The sequence below is a fragment of the Pandoraea pulmonicola genome (assembly GCF_000815105.2).
GTDB lineage: Bacteria > Pseudomonadota > Gammaproteobacteria > Burkholderiales > Burkholderiaceae > Pandoraea > Pandoraea pulmonicola.
On the sequence record NZ_CP010310.2, the window covers coordinates 1,711,269 to 1,729,278 of the forward strand.

Sequence of the window (18,010 nt, forward strand, 5' to 3'; positions counted from 1 at the left end):
CGGGGGGCACACAATGTTCGCGCACAAGCAGTACGGGGAAGCCGGGGCAGGGGAGATGCTGACGTGGAGATGAGCACTGCATACGGCGTGGCCGGCCCGGCAGCGGAACCGTTGCCGGAGGTGTCGGAGGTGGCGGGGGCGTCGGCAGCAGCGGACGCCGGCGGGGCGGATCGAGCGAGCGTGGCGACGCAAGCGCTGCGCGAATGCCTGGAGTCGAACTACGACAGGCTGCTGCGCCGCCTGTCGCGTCGCATCGGCTGTTCCGACACCGCCAGCGACAGTCTGCACGAGGCCTGGGTGCGGCTCGGCAGCGCCACGCTGCCCGACGCCGTGCACAGCGCCGAGACGTATGTATTTCGGATGGCTTACAACCTCGCCGTCGACCAGATGCGCGGACGCCGCATGTGGGAGTCGATCGCCGACGAGAACGAAGTGTTCGACGTGCTGCCCGATCGCGGCCCGGGGCCGGAGGCGGTCGCCGGTGCGCGCTCGGAACTGGCGGCGCTGGCCCGGGCGCTGGAGGACATGTCGGGACATCACCGGCGCGTGCTCATGGAACTGCGCGTCGACGATCTGACCCGCGAAGAAGTCGCCGCGCGGCATGGCCTGTCGGTGCGCAAGGTCGACACCCTGCTGCGTCAGACGCTCGACTACTGCGCCACGCGCACCGGGCGCGTGGCCATCGGCGGAATCAGCGAGTCGCGCCGTCCGGTCAGGCGCAGCACCCCGGCGGCGTCCTCGCCTGTCGCTTGCCGTCAATCGCCCTGTTCGCACGCCGACGCGTGACTCGTGGCATCGCCACCCTGCGGTGAGATCCCTTCGCCGCGCTGGGAGGAGGGCTCAGCCGCAATCAGAAAGCGCCCACCGACGGCGGTGCGGATGCCAGCATACGCCGCCTCAAGGCGAGAAATCGCTGACGTATAGACGGTGCGTGTCCCGCAAGAATGTCGTTTGTCACTGAAAATTCACAATATTCAACGACATTGCAGGCGAGACAGCGGCTCGAAGCCCACCTGGTACCCCGACGATCGTTCCAACGAGATGACAGGCAATCCGCCATCGGCCCGCGCGCTCGTGCTGGCAGGCCTCGTGTGCGGCTTGAGCATCCTGGGCGTGTCCGGATTCGTCCGTGCGCAGACGACCGCGACGCAGGCACCCGCGCGAGCCGGCGACCGACGCTTCACGTTCGATATCCCCGCGCAACCCCTCGACATGGCACTGGAATTGTTCTCCACCGTTTCCGGACGATCGGCGTTGTTCAGTAGCGCGCTCGTTGCCGGGCGCACGGCGTCCCCGGTCTCCGGCCAGTACACGGCGCTCGAGGCGTTGCGCCGTCTGCTCGAGGGGACAGGACTGGCGGTGGAGACGGCCAGCACTTCGGGCGTGTCGACATTCGTGCTGGTGCCTGTCGCGCCGGACGCCGCGCCGCCGGCGCCGGGAGAAGTCGACGCCGCCGCGCAGTTCGCCGGCTACGACGCCCTCGTGCAAACGGAGGTCTGGCAGGCGATCTGCGCCAATGCGCGCACGTCGGCGACTCGCTATCGCGCGCTGCTGCGCTTTCGCGTCGCGGCCGACGGCCGGGTCTTGGACGTTCGCGTGCTCTCCGAGACGAGCGAGACGCCGATGGCGCGCGCGCTCGTCGATACGCTCTCGCAGGTGCGCGTATCGCAGCCGCCGTTGCCCGGCATGCCGCAACCGTTCGCCATGCTGATCCTGCCCGCGTCGCGCGGCGGTCCGGCATGCCACGGGGCCCGTGCGTCATGACCGAAGAGGTACGGCTGGCCCTCATGGCCTATCTGTCCAATCGCTATCTGGACCTGAAGCGGCACCTCGTGCGCTCGCTGCGCAGCCCGGAACTCGCCGAAGACGCGTTACACGACACGTGGCTGCGGCTCACGCGGCTGGAGGATCAGGACACCGTACTGAACCCGCACGGCTTCCTGCTGCGCATGGCCACGAACATCGCGATCAACCATTTGCGCAGCAACAGCCAGCAGGCGAGCGCCAGCGAAATCGACGAGATTCTGGAGATGCCAGACGCCTCGCCAGGTCCGGAACAGATGGCACAGGCACGCGCCGACATGGAGGCGCTCATGCGCGTGATCCAGCGGCTGCCGCAGCGCCGGCGCGACGTGCTGCTGCTCGTGCGCTGGGAAGGTCTCTCGCAAAAGGACGTGGCCGCGCGCCTCGGCGTAACCGTCAGCGTCGTGGAGCACGAGCTGCGGCGCGCACAGGACTTCTGCGCCGAGCAGATGGCTCGCCGCGAAGGGCCGGTAGGGAGGGGCAGCCGGGCCAATGCAAAAAAAGTTGGTGGAAATACGCCATGAAAGATGTCATCCGTATGAAGACCGAAAATGTTTCGACGTCGTGCGCTGAAATGGCACGGCGTCGTCGATTCGCAAGTGCAGACCCCGCGCCATGACCACACCGCAGGCAACCCGAAACCGGGCAGACCACGATGACGTGCTTCATCAGGAAGCACGGATCTGGCTCGCCCGTCTGAGCGGTGGCGACGTGCGCCAGGTGGATCTGCAGGCGTTTCGCCGCTGGCAGGGGACGAGCGCGGCACACGCCGAGGCGTTCGACGACGCCAAACGGCAATGGCATGCGATGCGGCCGGCCATCGGCGAGTGGCTGCGTACGGACCCGGAGGCTACCGCGCGCCACCGGCGATTGGCGAGCCACGGTATCCGGCCCGAAGCGAGCGGGGCGCGCGGCAATGTACTGGCCAGCCGACGCGCGTTTCTCGGCGTGGGACTGGGCGCGGCCGCGGTGGCCGGCGTGGCGGCGGTGTATCCGCCGCTGGGGCTGTGGCCGTCGGTCGGCACCTGGTCCGCGGACTACCGTACCGCGACCGGGGAGCAGCGCGACATCTCGCTGGCGTCGGTCGCAGGTCGCGTCAACGTCGTGCTCAACACGCAGACGAGCGTGCGTCGGCAGACGCGCGACGGACGCACCGACGGACTCGATCTGCTCGCGGGCGAGGTGGCCGTCGATCTGGCGTCCGTGCGCGAACCGTTTGCCGTGGTCGCCGGGGCTGGGCGCAGCGTGGCGGAAGCCGGACGCTTCGAGGTGCGCTATCTCGATGGTCGTGTGTGCGTGAGCTGCCTGGAGGGCGCGGTGCGGGTGCAGCATCCGGCCGGCGAGCGGCGGCTTGTGGCGCGCGAGCAGACCGTCTATCGCGACGACGCCATCGGTGGCGTGACCGGCGTCGAACCGACGGCCGTATCGGCGTGGCGGCGCGGTGAACTCGTGTTTCGCCAGACGCCGCTCGTGAAGGTCATCGACGAGATCAACCGCTACCGCCCGGGGCGGGTCGTGCTGCTGGCCGAATCGCGCCGCGGCGAGCCCGTGAGCGGACGCTTTTCCATTGCCATCCTCAACGAGGCGCTGCTCCAGATCGAGCGCTCGTTCGGACTGACGTCACGCACGTTGCCAGGTGGCCTGCTGATCCTGAGTTGATGGGGGCGCTGGCGCCCGGCGTGAGGCGCGATGCGATGCTGTTCGAACGGCTTCAAAAAAGTTGGTGGATTTTGTGCAGTGCGCGTGTCTTTAGGAGGACGCATCCACCACAGGCTGAATTCCAGATGAACACACGCGGGCACCAGGGCGCAGCAACGAACCGACGACGTCATCCATTCCCGGGGCGCAGACGCGCCACGGCCGTCTCACCGATCATGCAGGCCGTGGCCGTCGTGCTGGCGAGCGGCGGGCTGTGGAGCAGCGCCCACGCGCAACAAGCGTTCAGCAATGCGTGGTTCGCGGCGCGCGGCGCGGCACAGACGACGGCGTCGCAGACGGGACGTTTGCCGAACGGCATGCCGGTCACGTCGCTCATGGACCCGTCTGCGCAGCAGCAACAGGCCAATGCGCAACTGCAGCGCTCGATTGCGAATCTGAGCTCGGCGGCACAGAGCATTGCGGCGATGCAGGCAACGCAGGCCAATGCGCGTGCCGCCGCGGCGAACAGCGACACCACGGTCCCCGACGGCCTCGCCGAAGGCGGCCTCAAGGTCGATACGAACAGCCTCACCAAGGGTTGGATCAACGCGCAAGCACCGACGCAAAGCACCTCCAACGGCAAAACTAACGTCAACATCCAGCAGACGGCCGACAAGGCAATCCTGAACTGGGAGACGTTCAACGTTGGCCGCAACACCTCGGTCAACTTCGCGCAGCAAAGCAACTGGGCGGCGCTCAACCGCGTGAACGACCCGCAGGCGCGGCCGAGTCAGATTCAAGGGCAGATCCACGGCGACGGCACGGTGCTGGTGCTGAACCTCAACGGCGTGATCTTCGGCGGCACCAGTCAAGTTGACACGCGCAATCTGGTGGTCGCAGCGGCGAACATGAGCGACGCGCAGTTCAAGACGGGTGGTCTTTATGGAGCGAACGGCACCACGCCGACGTTCACCGATGCGTTAGGCAAAGTCGAAGTGCAGGCGGGCGCGAACATTACGACGCGCACGCCGACATCGGTGACACAGGGCGGCGGTTATGTGCTGATGCTAGGCAAGGAAGTCAGCAACGCAGGCACCATCATTACACCGCAGGGACAAGTGGCGCTGGCTGCCGGTGACAGCTTTGTGATTCGCAAGGGCGTGGGCACGGAGGCGAACACGCCGTCCACCACGCGCGGCAACGAAGTTTCGCCGCAGTTCGTGGCAAACAGCACGGCGGGGAAAGTCGTCAACACGGGGTTGTTGATGGCCCCGGAGGGTGACGTCACGTTGGCCGGTCGAGACGTGCAGCAGCTCGGCGTGGCGGTATCGACGACGACGGTCAACACACGCGGCACGATCCACTTGCTGAACTCGGCAAGTGACACGCTCGGCAAGGTGACGCTGGGTAACGGTGCCTTGACGTCGGTACTGATCAGCGATAACGGTGCGACGGCGCTCGACAGCCAGCGCGCGGCCATGATCAAGGACTCGGCAGCTCAGGATTTCATTCGTCGTCAGGGCCCCGTCGATTTGTTCGATAACCTGTCCCGTCTCGACGACCGGCGCGATCAATCGCGCGTGGAGATCGTGAGCGGCGGCAACGTCGAGTTCCAGGGCAACTCGCTGACGCTCGCCACGGGCGGTCAGCTCGCCGTGAGCGCGACGGGGCGTAGCTTCGTGGCGAACGGCGCGCAACTCGACGTCTCGGGCGCGGTGGGCGTGTCGTTGTCGATGGACAGCAACAACGTCAAGGTGAACGTGCAGGGCAATGAGCAGCGCGATGCACCGACCAATCGCGACAAGGGCGCGCTCAACAACGCGAACCTCTGGATCGACCGGCGGCGGCTGGTGCATGCGGCTGCCGGCACAGGGGGCTACGGCAAGGATCGCTACTACACCCAGGGCGGCCTCCTTGAAGTTGGCGGCTATCTCGACAATATCGGTCACCGCATCGGCGAATGGGCGGCGCAGGGCGGCACGGTCGCCTTCAGCGGCGGCAACGCCGTCACGCAGGCGGGGTCGACCATCAACGTGTCCGGCGGCTCGCTCGACGTGCAGACCGGTTACCTGAATCAGACCTGGCTGCGCGGCGCGGACGGCCAGATCTACAACGCCAATTCGGCGCCCGCGAACACCGCCTACAGCGGCGTCTACACGGGCTTCGACGCGCTGCACCCGCGCTGGGGCACGAGCGCGACGGAGTCTTACGCGAGTCCGCTCATCGCGCCGCAACGCGTGCTGCAAAACGGCTACACCGTGGGCCGCGACGCCGGGCGCCTCGTCATCTCGACGCCCACGGCATCGCTCGCCGGTGACGTCGTTGCCGCGACGTACCAGGGACCGTCGCAAGTCAAGGCCGCCGACGCCACCATGGCGGACGGCTATGCGCAAGCTCAGCAGGCAGTGGCGCGCGGCGCCGAACTGGTGCTGGGCAGCTACCAGTCCGCCGCAAACTGGACACCCTCGCTCGGCGCGACGGGCGTTTTCTACAATCTGTCACCGGTCGCAAGCACGATCGTTTTCACCGGCGACGCGCCGGTGGCCGACACCACCATGCACGATGCCAGCACGACCCTCGCCGTCGACAGTCGTTACGTGAGTCTCTTCGGCGTCGGCGCCATTCGTGCGGCGGCGAGCGATTCGCTGCGCGTCGAAGGCGCGCTGAGGGTGACGCCGGGCGGCACGATCGCGCTGTATGCGCCGCACGTGAGCGTGGCGGCGGGCCTCACCGCGCGCAGCGGCACGATCGCGCTCGGCAACGTTGGCTCACGCGTGGGCGAAAACGGTGTGCGCGTCGAGAGCGTGCTGCCGCCGGCGGCCGATAGGACCGCAACGGTATCGATTGCCGAGGGCGTTCGCCTCGACACGACGGGCTTGTGGAGCAACCTCTCGCTCGACGGCAACGACACGTCGGCGCTGCCGTTCGCCGGTGGCGGCCACGTGAGCGTGGTCAGTACCGGGGACGTCGGCGTCGGCACGGGCGCGCTCATCGACGTGTCGTCGGGGGGCGTCGTGCGCCCCAACGGCTCGTTGGACGGCGGCGCCGGCGGCGACGTCACGCTCGAGGCAGGGCACAGCGTGAGCGGTGCGGCGACGCAGGGGCGCCTGACGTGGCTCGGCGACGTGCGCGGCTATGGCGTGAAGGGCGGTGGCACGTTGAGCCTCGCGACGGGCGGAACGCTCGCCATCGGTCAGGCGCCGGACGCGGGCGCTTCGGCGTCGCCACAGCGCCCACTCGATCCTGCGATCTTCCAGCGCGGCTTCTCGAACTATCGCGTGAACGCGCACGATGGCCTCGTCGTCGCAGACAACACGGCGCTCGACGTGATCATGCCGGTTCTGCGCGCCGATCCTGAGCTTGCGGGGCATGTCGCGACCGGCGGCGATCCGATGAGCGCGCTGTCTGTCTGGACGCCGCCGCGCTATACCGAGAACGCGCCAGGCGCGACGCTTACGCAGCGCGGCGGTGCGAGCGTGGCGCTCAGTGCCGGTTACGACGGTTCGAACGGCCTCGCGCCGCTGACGATCGGTCGCGGCGCAACGATCACGGTGGACCCGAAACAATCGATCAGTCTTGCCAGCGAAGGGCAACTGAAGATCGACGGCACGCTCAACGCCTGGGGCGGCAGCATCACGTTGGCCGCGACGGGTCAGAGTGCCCGCGTGGGCAACGCGAACGACCCGACACGCGTGGTCTGGATCGGCGACGATGCGCGGCTCGACGCTGCCGCGCGCGCCTACGTGGCCTATGACACGCTCGGTCGAGCGTATGGTGTCGCACCGGATGGCGGCAGCATCACGGTGAACCCGAGCGATGCGTATGTCGTCATTCGGCCAGGGGCGGTGCTCGATGTCTCGGGTGCCGCGGCGCGTGTGGACCGTACGGCGGGAACGGCGGCGGCGAGCGTGCCGGACATGACGACGCTCGCCGGAGACGGCGGCAGCATCACGCTGCATTCGAACAACGGCTTTGCGCTCGACGGCACGTTGCGCGCCGCCGCGGGAGCCACGGGTGTCGGCGCGACGGGCGGCACGCTCGGCATCTACTTCGACACGCGCTCCTATACCGATTCGGCGAACCTGCCCGCGCAGTTCGCCAATCCGCACGACATCACGCTCGTGCAGAACGCACCGCGCCCCGACCCTTCGACCAGTCCGCTGCAATACGGCAAGGCAATCATTGGTGTGGACAGGCTCCATGCGGGCGGCTTCGACAATCTCGTGCTCTCCACGCACGATCGCTTCGTGTTCCAGGGCAATCTCGATCTATCGCTGGCGGGCAGCGTGAATCTCAAGGGCGGGTTGCTGACCGTCTCGGGGCAGACGCCGGACGCCCAGGTCCGGATCGCCGCGCCGTACATCCGGCTCGACGGCGGATCGTGGGACGCGCCCACGATGCTCGACAACAACACGTTCGTGCCGGGTATCTACAGTCTGCGCGCGGGGCAGGCGTCGGCAGGCCGCAGTGCGTTGACGTTCTCGGGCAACCTCATCGACGTGGCCGGACGTGTGGTCTCGGGCGCGTCGGCGTGGGAAGGCGTTGGCAACATCGCCGGTACGCCCGCGCCTTCGACCTTTGTGCCACAGGATGGCTTTGCGGACCTGTCGCTGGTGAGCAGCGGCGACATTCGTCTCGCCGGCGGCCTGAACGCGCAGGGCAATATCAACCTCACGGCGGCGCAGGTGTATCCGGTCTCGTCGGCCTACGCCGCGGTGATCGCGGGCGACCGGTACACGGGCATCGCGCCGGACAGTCGTCTGACGATCCGCTCGAACGGCGCCGGTACGCCGGACGTGCCGTATTCGGTGTTCGGGCAGCTCATCTTGATGGGCGGCACCATCGATCAGGGCGGCGTGGTGCGTGCGCCGCTCGGCGTGATTTCGCTCAATACCGTGGGCGGCAATCTGGGCACGGACTGGCAACAGATCCTGCTGCTCGGCCAGAACGGCGTGCCGAGCGCGGTGCAGACCGACCCGACGGTCATTCTGCGCAACGGTAGCCTGACGTCGGTGAGCGCTGCCGGGCTCGAAATGCCCTACGGCGGTACGACCGACGGCGTGACTTACAACGGCCTGAACGTCGGCGGCCGGTACGCGACGCAATACAACCTCGCCGACACCTTCGTGACGCGTGGGGACGGGAGCGGCACGAAGACCGCCGACTCGCGTGTCCTCGTCACGGGCGTCAATATCGGCGCGGCGCACCTCGTCGGCGAAGCCGGCGCCGTGATCGACCTGTCGGGCGGCGGAACGCTGCATGGCGAAGGCTTTGTTTCAGGACGCGGCGGCTCCGTCAACGTGCTGGCCACGCCGCTCATCAATGCGAACCCCGCGACCAACGTCTACAGTTCGGCCGGAAACCGGGTGTACGCCATCGTTCCGGGCTACAAGAGCCAATACGCGCCCGTCGTACTGGACAATGGCGCGGGCGACCCCGCCGTCGGCAAGCAGATCACAATCGGCGACGGCGTGCCGGGCCTGCCCGCCGGCACGTACACCTTGATGCCCTCCAGCTTTGCACTCATGCCCGGCGCCTACCGTGTGGAACTGGCCGGGACGGTCGCGCTTCGACAGGGCGCCAGCCTGCCGGCCATGCCCACGGGTGACGGTTCGTGGACGGCCGCCGGCGTGCAGCGTACGGCGGGCACGGGGCAGTACGACGACCAGCTGACGCGCCTGATCGTCACGCCGGGCGCGGCAGTGCGCAAGCTCTCGCAATTCAACGAGACGACCTTCACCGAATTCCTGCTCGCGCAGGCCAGGCAGTTCGGTACGGTGCGCTCGCGCCTGCCCGAAGATGGCAAGCTGCTCAACATCGCGTTCCAGCCCGCCACGACCCCGGGGGCTGCCCTCGATTTCGCGGGCACCGTCCGCTTCGGCGGTGTGCAGACGCCCGAGGTGACGGGCGTGGATGGCGCGATGTTCGTCACGGGCGGCGCATCGTTGATCGAAGTGCGCACGTCGGGCGCGGCGCCGACGGCCGGCATGGTTTCGCTCGTCGATCGCGATCTGAACGCCTTTTCGGCGCCCTCGCTCGGGCTGGGCGGCTACTGGACGTACTTCGACGGACAGAGCACGATGGGCGACAGCGCACGTCTGTACTTCGGCAACGACGGACTGTTGTACAACGGCGTGACGGTGCGCACCGGCGCCGCGTTGCGTGCCGGACAAGTGTTCCTCGTCGGCAATTCGGTCAATGTCGAGAGCGGCGCAAGCATCGACACGCGCGGCTTTGGCGATAACGTCATCGATTCGCGCTATGGCTACGTCTATGCCACCGGGCTGACTGCCGGACAGTACCTCGGCAACAACCCCGCCTTGCTTGCGGTCGGCAACGGCTGGCTCGAGTTTCTGCCTTCGGAAGGCTATGGCACGGTGAGCGTTGGCGATGGTGCGTCGTTGCTCACACGCGGCACCCTCGCGTTTGCCGCACCCGGGGCGCTGTCGCTCGGCGACGTCAATCTCGGCGCCCGCTACCTGACCGTGTCGCAGAACCAGATCAATATTGGCGACCCGGCGGCGATGGCGACAGCACCGGCCGGCTGGAAACTCACGCAGAACGTGCTCGATACGCTCTTGCGTCCTTCCGCGTCGTCGGGCGTTCCGGCGCTCGAACGCCTGACGCTGACGGCCGGCGGCGCATTCAACTTCTTCGGTACGGCCACGCTCGATACCGGTGATTCTCCGGTGCGGATGGTGTTCAACTCGCCGGCGTTCTACGGGCTGGGCAGCAGCAGCGACGTCGTGCGGCTGTCGACGTCGCATTTCCTGTGGAACGGCATCTCGACCGGTTCGGGCACGACGAACAGTCCGTTCGGCTCGCAAGCGCCTGCCCCGGTGGTCGCCGGCGGGCCCGGCACCGGCGCCGGCAAGCTCGTCATCGACGCCCGCACGATCGAGTTCGGCTACGACGATCTCAGCCAGGCGCAACGTCAGACCGCGCTCGATCGTCTGACCCTCGGGTTCTCCGACGTGACGCTGCAAGCCTCCGACCGGGTGACGGCGAACCATCTGGGCACGCTCACCGTGGGCGGCACTCAGGCCGCCGACGGCTCGCGCAGCGGCGGCGATCTGCATATCGTCGCGCCGCTCGTCACGGGCAAGGCCGGTTCGTCGATGCGCTACAACGCAGGCGGAGCGATCACGCTGGCGTCGCTCGCAGGTGCCAGCCAGGCGTCTACGGCCGCGGTGCGGGATCTCGGCGCGTCGTTGGCGTTCAAGGGGCGCAGCGTCGATGTCGAAACCGCCGTGGCGCTGCCGAGCGGCAAGCTCACGATCGATGCGGATGGGGCGATCGTCATCGGCACGCAAGCGAAGCTGGATCTCGCCGGTCGCGATACGGCCTTCTTCGATGTGACGCAACCGAGCTGGGGCGGCAAGGTGCTCCTGGCGAGCACGACCGGCAACATCGCGCTGCAACGGGGCGCCGTCGTCGACGTCTCGTCGCCGCACGCGGCGGCAGGATTGCTCAGCCTTGGTGCGCCGCAAGGGCAGGTGACTATCGACGCGAGTGTGCTGGGCACGTCGGGGCAGGGGCAGACGAGCGGGCAGTTTGCGCTCGACGTCGGCATGCTGGGCGGCGATCGCTTCGCCGCGCTCAATCGATCGCTCAACGACGGCGGCTTCTTCGCTTCGCGCGCATTCCGTTTGCGCCAAGGCGATCTCACCGTGGGCGACGGCGTGCGCGCCGGCAACGTCAGCATTTCGACCGACAACGGCAGCCTCGCCGTCGTCGGTACGATCGATGCCTCGGGGGCGACGCCGGGCACTATCATTCTCTCGGCGCTGGGCGACCTCACGCTCGGCAGCGGCGCGGTGCTCGACGCGCATGCCGACCGGCTCGTGACCGACAGTTACGGCGCGAGCATCGACGCGTCGAACCGGGGCCACGTTGCGCTCACGTCGACGTCGGGCACCGTGCGGCTCGGCAGCGGCGCACGCTTCGACATGCGCTCGCCGGACGGTGTGGCGCGCGGCCAGATCGACATCAACGCACCGCGCACGGACGAGACGGGCGGCGACATTCGCATCGATGCGTCGGCCCGGCCCGACATTCTCGGCGCGCGCAGCATCGCCGTGAACGGCTTCTGGAAGTACTCGCCCACCGACGCCAACGGCACGGTGACGCAGGACAATGGCGACGCCTCGGGCGCGCCGGTCGGCAGCGACGGCGTGGTGGGGCTTGCTCAGATCGACGCCCGCAGCCGTCAGTTCATCGACAATGCGACGCGCAACGCCTTGTTACAGGCGCGTCTTGCCGGGCTCGCCGGCTATGGAGACGCTTTTCACCTGCGACCCGGCGTCGAGATCACGAGCGCGACGAACCTCAACACCAAGGGCGATCTCGACTTGTCGGGCTATCGATACGGCCCGGGCGTGGTGGCCGGCGTGCGCGGCTCGGGTGAGCCGGGTGTGCTCGTGCTGCGCGCGGGCGGCGACCTGAAGGTGAACGGCAGCATTACCGACGGATTCGGTCTGCCGGTGGCGTCGCCCGACGGGGCGGTGTACCAGACCGTGCTCTCGGCCGTCACGCTCACCGGTCCGTACACGGTGGCGGCCGGCGGCCTCACGCTCGGCGTGGGAACCAAGCTGCCGACGACCGGCACGCTCAATTTCAGTCTGAACTTGCCCGCAGACACGCAACTTTACCTGTCGGATACGAACCGGTTGCCCATCGACGTGGTGCTCGGGGGAAGCTGGAACCGACTGAAAGCGAACGCGGTGACCACGGCCGACATGATTCTGCCGGAGGGTTATGAAATGACCAATGGCACGGTGGTCGGTCCTGGCGGCTACCGGATTGTCGCCGGTACAAATACGTCGTCGTTGGTGGGCATTGTCGGGAGCAGGGTGACGGCCTTGCTGCTGCCGCCGGGGACGATACTCAAGGCGGGCATGAACGCCATCCAGTTCTCGGACACCGGGTCGTACGTGATGAGGCTTGCCGAGATGCAGTGGCCTGCCAATACACCGGTTGCGCCGATCAGGAACTACGCGCTCACGGCGCCGCTCGACCTCCCACAGGGCGCGATTCTGCCCACCGGCATGTACGTCTCGACCGCGCAGGCGCAGGTCGGAGAACGGCCGATCTGGGCGATTGCGCCGATGCTGGACCCAGGCATGCAATCGTGGTCGATGCGGCTCGTTGGCGGCAGCGATCTTGCCAGCGCCGATTCCCGTGCCGTGCACAACGTGGTGCAGGGCGGCAACATCGTGCTCAACGATCCGTTCACCGTGAACATGCAGGGCAAGGGACTCGGGAACCCGGCCGCCGGCATCAGCGTCGTGCGCACCGGCACCGGGAGTCTCGAGCTGTATGCCGCGGGCGACTACCAGCAGCTCTCGCCGTTCGGCGTGTACACTGCGGGCACTTCGGTGGCCGGTACTGGCGCGGGCACGGTATGGAATGCTCCCCGCGCGCTGGCGCCGGATGGTTCCTATCTCGGCAGCAATACGCCGGCGCGCTCGGGCTATGAGGCGACGCTCAACGCTCAGCGTATGTGGTACACGCAGGACGGCGGCGATTTCACGCTCTCGGCGGGCGGCAACATTCTCGGCTGGCAGGAGCCCAACAGCGAAATGGTCGGCAACTGGATCTTGCGCCAGGGCGGCGCGCCGATCAGCCAGCCGACCGCATGGGCGGTGAACTTCGGCACCTATGCATTCGACGGCGACATCTATACCGCGACGTTGGGGCTGTCGGCGTTCTCGGGCATGGGCGCGCTCGGCGGGGGCGCCGTCAGAGTGCGTGCGGGCGGCAATATCGGCGTGGACGACGCAACGTCCGCGCGCAATGTGGTCGTGGCGGTTGGCGGCTCCGGCCGCGTGACGGACGCCGGGATCGTGCAAACCGGCGGCGGGTCGTTGAACGTCTCGGCCGGAGGGAACATCTTCGGCGGCCTCTATGCCGATGTTCGCGGCGACACGAAGCTCTCTGCCGACGGCAATATCGGTGCGATGCTGCTGCGCGACTATGGCGTCGCCATACAATCGGACCCGCGCGGCCTGAACAGCCACACGCCATATTCCGCGCTGAGTCGCAACGGAGCGGATGTCGCACCCGGCGACGGTAACGTCGTCCTGCAGGCATTGGGCGATGTCGTGATGGGCAAGGTCGTCGACCCCGGGCGCGCCGAGGAGCGCGTGCAGACGCAGGCCACGCTGGCCGGCGCGAGCACGAACGCGGCGAGCTGGTTCACGCTGTGGCGGAGCGACACCGCGATTTCGCTGTTCTCGGCAGGCGGCAATGCGTCGCCGCTGGGCAATGCGGGGGGCAGCTTCAGTACCACAACGTATCTCCCGCCGATATTGGACGTGACGGCCGCAGGGGGCAGCATCTATTTCGCACCGCGGCAGTACTACGACTACCTCATGCCTTCACCGGATGGACGATTCCAGTTTCTTGCCCGAGATGGTGTGTCGGCCGTCTCTCGCAATAATGTGAACAACACCTCGTCGCCGTTCGGCACGCTTGGCACGTCCTTGTCATCGTTGGTGACGCTAGCCCAGCCGGGATGGCAGACGGCGGCCTCGTCGAACTATTGGGGCGGCGGAACCGACCACGATAGTTTTTCGTATGAGAACATTTACAGCACCAGCTACAGCCCGAACTACGGCGCATACACGGGGCTCGGCGGCGGACTCGCGATATTCGGCCCGAACACGCTGACCGACACGAGCGCAGACGGCAACGGCACGCTGTCGCGCCTCTATGCCGTGAACGGCAGCATCCAGAGCGTTGGCATCGGCGAGATTCGTACGTATTACACCCCGACGGGCTATGTCTCCAACTATCTGGCGTCGAAGCCGGTGCAGATGAAGGCGGGCGGAGACATCGTCAACACCAACGGCCTGATCAATCAGACTCGCGAATCCGATGTGTCGATGATGGCGGCTGCGGGCAATATTTTTTACGGCCTGTACAACAACAAAGGGTTCACCATCGCGGGCCCGGGCACGTTCGAGGTCTCCGCCGGCGGCGACATCTATCTCGGCAACGTCGCCGGCTTCACGAGTTTCGGGCCGCTTGTGGCGGGTGACAAGCGGCCGGGCGTGAGCATCGTCGTGCAAGCAGGACTCGGCGCCGGTACGCCGGGGCAGGGGCAGACGGACGTGACAGCGTTCGCGCGCCGCTACTTCGATCCGGCCAACCTCGCCGATGCGTCGCAGCCGCTCGCCTCGCAGCCGGGCAAGGTGGCAAAGACCTACGATGGGGAACTGCTCGACTGGCTCCGTACGCGCTTCGGCTATACCGGCGAGGGCGGCGCTGCCGCGCTCGCGTGGTTCCTGACGCTGCCGGCCGAACAGCAGCGCGTGATGGTGCGCGAGGTCTACTACGCGGAACTGCTGGCGTCAGGTCGCGAGTACAACGATGCGTCGGGCAAGCGCTACGGCAGCTACCTGCGCGGACGCGAGGCCATTGCCGCGCTGTTCCCGCAAACCGATGCCAACGGGCAGCCGGTTGCCCGCAACGGCGGTCTGACGCTGTTCCAGGGCGCGTCGTCGAATGGTGGGATCCGCACGGTCTCCGGTGGCGACATCGAACTGCTCGTGCCGGCCGGGCAGACTACGCTCGGGGTGGAGGGCGTGACACCGTCCACGGCCTCGGGCGCGATACCCGCCGGCCTGCTCACGCAGGGCGAGGGGGCGATCCGCATCTACAGTCAGGGCAGCATCCTGCTCGGCCTTTCACGCGTGATGACGACTTTCGGCGGAGCCATTCAGGGCTGGTCGGCCGAGGGCGACATCAACGCGGGCCGCGGTTCGAAGACAACGGTGCTCTACACGCCGCCCAAGCGCGTCTACGACGCGTGGGGCAACGTCACGCTCTCGCCGAACGTGCCGAGCTCGGGCGCGGGGATCGCCACGCTCAACCCGATTCCGGAGGTCAAGCCGGGCGACGTCGATCTGGTGGCGCCGCTGGGCACCATCGATGCCGGTGAAGCGGGGATTCGCGTGTCGGGCAACGTCAACTTCGCGGCGCTGGCGGTGGTCAATGCGGCCAACGTGCAGGTGCAGGGCAAGTCGGTCGGGCTGCCGGTGGTGGCGGCGGTCAACGTCGGCGCGCTGACCAACGCGAGCGCGACGGCGGCGCAGGCGGCGTCGGCCGCGCAGGATGCGATGGCGCGCGAGCGCGTCGCGCAGCGTCAGAACCAGTCGTCGATCTTTACCGTGCGCATGCTCAGTACGGTAAGCGGGGCGGGCGATCGCGGCGCGGCGGCGGGCGGCGGGCAGGAGGACGGCAACGGGTCGGCGGCGGGATCGCAGGCAAGCACCTACGACCGGCGCAACCGTGTGCAGATCGTGGGGCACGGTGCCGATCTCAGCCCCCGCGCGATGTCGTTGCTCACGCCCGCGGAGCGCGCGCAGCTGCAGGCGGACCGCTGAGCGTCCAGGGGGGGTGCCCCTATGTAATTAGTCAAGCACTAGGGGCGGTTTTCGGTTGATAAAAAGTGCCGTCGCGCAGCATGGCAAAGAGCACGTCGCAGCGCCGGCGAGCCAGCGCGATAAGTGCCTGGTTGTGGCGCTTGCCCTGCTGGATCTTTCGGCTGTAGTAGGCGCGTGAGATCGGGTCTCGCAGGGCGGCAAAGGCTGAGAGAAACAAGGCGCGTTTGAGTACCTTGTTGCCACGCCGGGAGGGGTGTTCGCCTCGAATCGAGGAACCAGAGCGCCGGGTGACCGGCGCGAGACCCGCATACGCGGCCAGATGGGCGGCCGAGGCAAAGGCCTTGTGCGCCACCTCGGTCAGGAGTCGTGCTGCGGTCCTGAGCCCGACTCCGGGCATGCTACTCAGGACCGGCCAAAGAGGGTTGCTTTGCACCAGGCGCTCGACTTCGGCGGCAATCTCGTCGCGTTGCTTGCGTAGGGCTGCTAGTTGCTGGGCCAGACGCGGCATGACCAGCGTGGCGGCATGAGTACCAGGCACGACTACGGTTTGTTCGGTAAGCGCCTGCGCGATGTCAGCGGCCAGGCTCTTGCCAATGCGTGGTGCGAGCTTGATCAGGCGATTCGCCAGCGTTTTTTGGCCCGCGGCCGTCAGTGCTGCAGGCGAGGGGTAGCGCTCAAGCAGATCAAGCACGGCGGGGTGATCCAGGCGAGGCCCGAGCACGCGCTCGAGCGCGGGATGAATCTGCGTGAGTAAGCCGCGAATGCGGTTGCTGGTTTGATTGACTTGGGCGGCCAGATCATCGTCGAAGCCGCACAGCATGGTCAGCTCGGCGAGCGGCTCATCGGCCAGCCGCAGCGAGCGCAGCGTATGCGGCATGGAGCGCGCGGCTTCGGCGATGACGGCGGCGTCACGTGCATCGGTCTTGGCTTCGCCGGCGTGCAGGTCAGCGATGCGGCGCATGGCCAGGCCGGGTAAGTAGGCGACGAGTGCACCGGCGTCTTGGGCGACGGCGAGCGGCAGCGCGCCAATGGTGGCGGGCTGATCGACGACGAACAGAAGTCGGCCGTGCACCTTGAGCTCATTGATGAGGGCTCGCAGCTGTGTCTCATCGTTAGGCAGGGCCTTGTTGTAGAGGCGACGGCCGTTGCGATCGAGGGCCACGGCATGGTGGTGGCCTTTGCCGACGTCGACGCCGATGAAGACATCGACGGCGTCATGAAGAGGAAAGTTTTGCATTGCAGTTTGCTCAAATGACGAATTGGCCTGCAAAAACCATGGTGGCAAGTCTCGGCATCCACGTTACGGACGGCATCGGAAAATCCCGAGCCAAACCCCTATTAGCGATCACCAGCCACCCACCAGCCCCGGTGACAACACCCCCCGGATCATGACTGCGACTGGGGGACTTAATCATGCCGGGCCTGGCTGGCCAAAACCTCAATTATCGAGGTGCGAACATAGTAACGGGCGGCTGCAAATCGGTGATGGGCCGCGGATGGGTGTTCGCGGCCCGTCAATGCATCGGTTCGGCCGGGGCTTCGTCCTCGAACGTGCGGAAACGCCAGCCGAACCATACGGCCAGCATGCGGATGACGAAGCCCGCCACGAAGCCGATGCCCGTCGCAATGCCGTTTTCGACGCCCCAGTGCAGCATGCCGACGTACATGGCGCCGGCGATGCACGCCACGCTCGCATACATCTCCCTGCGCAGGACCAGCGGCACCTGGCCGCACAGCAGATCGCGCAGCATGCCGCCGCCAATCCCGGTGAGCACGCCCGCGAGCACGACGATGACGGGGCTCGTGCTGACAGTCATGCCGATGTCGCAGCCCAGGATGGTGAAGGCGGCCAGCCCGATTGCGTCGACCGTGATGAAGGTCATGCGGAGCCGGTGAACGTGGCGCGCGATGATGGAGGCGAGCGTGGCCGCGCCGAGGGTGAGCAGCAGATATTCGGGGTGAGCGATCCACACGAGCGGATGGCGGCCGAACAGCACGTCGCGAATCGTGCCCCCGCCCAGCGCGGTGACCATGCCGACGAAGGCGAGCCCGAAGCGGTCCATGCCGCGTTGCATCCCCATGATGGCGCCCGACATCGCCTCGGTCACGATGGCGATCAGGTACAGCGCGTAGAAGATCTCTGTTTTCATAATGTCCCTTCGATTGCCGGGGAAATATAT

General features: G+C 67.2%; 6 protein-coding genes and 1 pseudogene. 5 read left to right on the forward strand and 2 right to left on the reverse strand.

Annotated features, from left to right (window positions below):
• Positions 1-69: 69 nt before the first annotated feature.
• The 5 genes from RO07_RS07520 (at position 70) to RO07_RS07540 (ending at position 15,830) form a co-directional block, all read left to right on the forward strand.
• A complete protein-coding gene (locus tag RO07_RS07520; protein ID WP_072636981.1) occupies positions 70-786 on the forward strand; it encodes an RNA polymerase sigma factor in 717 nt (238 codons plus the stop codon).
• Positions 787-1,041: 255 nt separating this feature from the next.
• The gene (locus tag RO07_RS07525; RefSeq protein WP_052267100.1) at positions 1,042-1,764 is read left to right on the forward strand and encodes an STN domain-containing protein; all 723 of its coding nucleotides are present in this window, start codon (positions 1,042-1,044) and stop codon (positions 1,762-1,764) included.
• On the forward strand, positions 1,761-2,327 hold the full coding sequence (locus RO07_RS07530) for an RNA polymerase sigma factor (protein WP_052267101.1): 567 nt from the start codon (positions 1,761-1,763) through the stop codon (positions 2,325-2,327). Before RO07_RS07525 ends, RO07_RS07530 begins: the two co-directional genes overlap by 4 nt.
• A 91-nt stretch (positions 2,328-2,418) precedes the next feature.
• Positions 2,419-3,462 carry a FecR family protein gene (locus RO07_RS07535; RefSeq protein ID WP_072636982.1) on the forward strand — a complete coding sequence of 348 codons (1,044 nt, stop codon included), beginning with the start codon at positions 2,419-2,421 and terminating at the stop codon, positions 3,460-3,462.
• 215 nt (positions 3,463-3,677) lie between these two features.
• The gene (locus tag RO07_RS07540) at positions 3,678-15,830 is read left to right on the forward strand and encodes a filamentous haemagglutinin family protein (RefSeq protein WP_052267103.1); all 12,153 of its coding nucleotides are present in this window, start codon (positions 3,678-3,680) and stop codon (positions 15,828-15,830) included.
• A gap of 31 nt (positions 15,831-15,861) precedes the next feature.
• Here the strand turns inward: RO07_RS07540 and RO07_RS07545 are convergent.
• Positions 15,862-17,125 (reverse strand): annotated as a pseudogene (locus RO07_RS07545) (IS110 family RNA-guided transposase).
• A 219-nt stretch (positions 17,126-17,344) separates the two neighbouring features.
• Complete coding sequence (locus RO07_RS07550; protein ID WP_039409466.1) at positions 17,345-17,980, reverse strand: trimeric intracellular cation channel family protein; 636 nt, start codon at positions 17,978-17,980, stop codon at positions 17,345-17,347.
• Positions 17,981-18,010: the final 30 nt, after the last annotated feature.

Bases quoted from the DNA above. Each gene is read 5' to 3' on its own strand.
- RO07_RS07535 (WP_072636982.1), top strand. From the start codon at position 2,419: ATGACCACACCGCAGGCAACCCGAAACCGGGCAGACCACGATGACGTG.
- RO07_RS07540 (WP_052267103.1), top strand. From the start codon at position 3,678: ATGCAGGCCGTGGCCGTCGTGCTGGCGAGCGGCGGGCTGTGGAGCAGC.
- RO07_RS07550 (WP_039409466.1), bottom strand. From the start codon at position 17,980: ATGAAAACAGAGATCTTCTACGCGCTGTACCTGATCGCCATCGTGACC.
- RO07_RS07520 (WP_072636981.1), top strand. From the start codon at position 70: ATGAGCACTGCATACGGCGTGGCCGGCCCGGCAGCGGAACCGTTGCCG.
- RO07_RS07525 (WP_052267100.1), top strand. From the start codon at position 1,042: ATGACAGGCAATCCGCCATCGGCCCGCGCGCTCGTGCTGGCAGGCCTC.
- RO07_RS07530 (WP_052267101.1), top strand. From the start codon at position 1,761: ATGACCGAAGAGGTACGGCTGGCCCTCATGGCCTATCTGTCCAATCGC.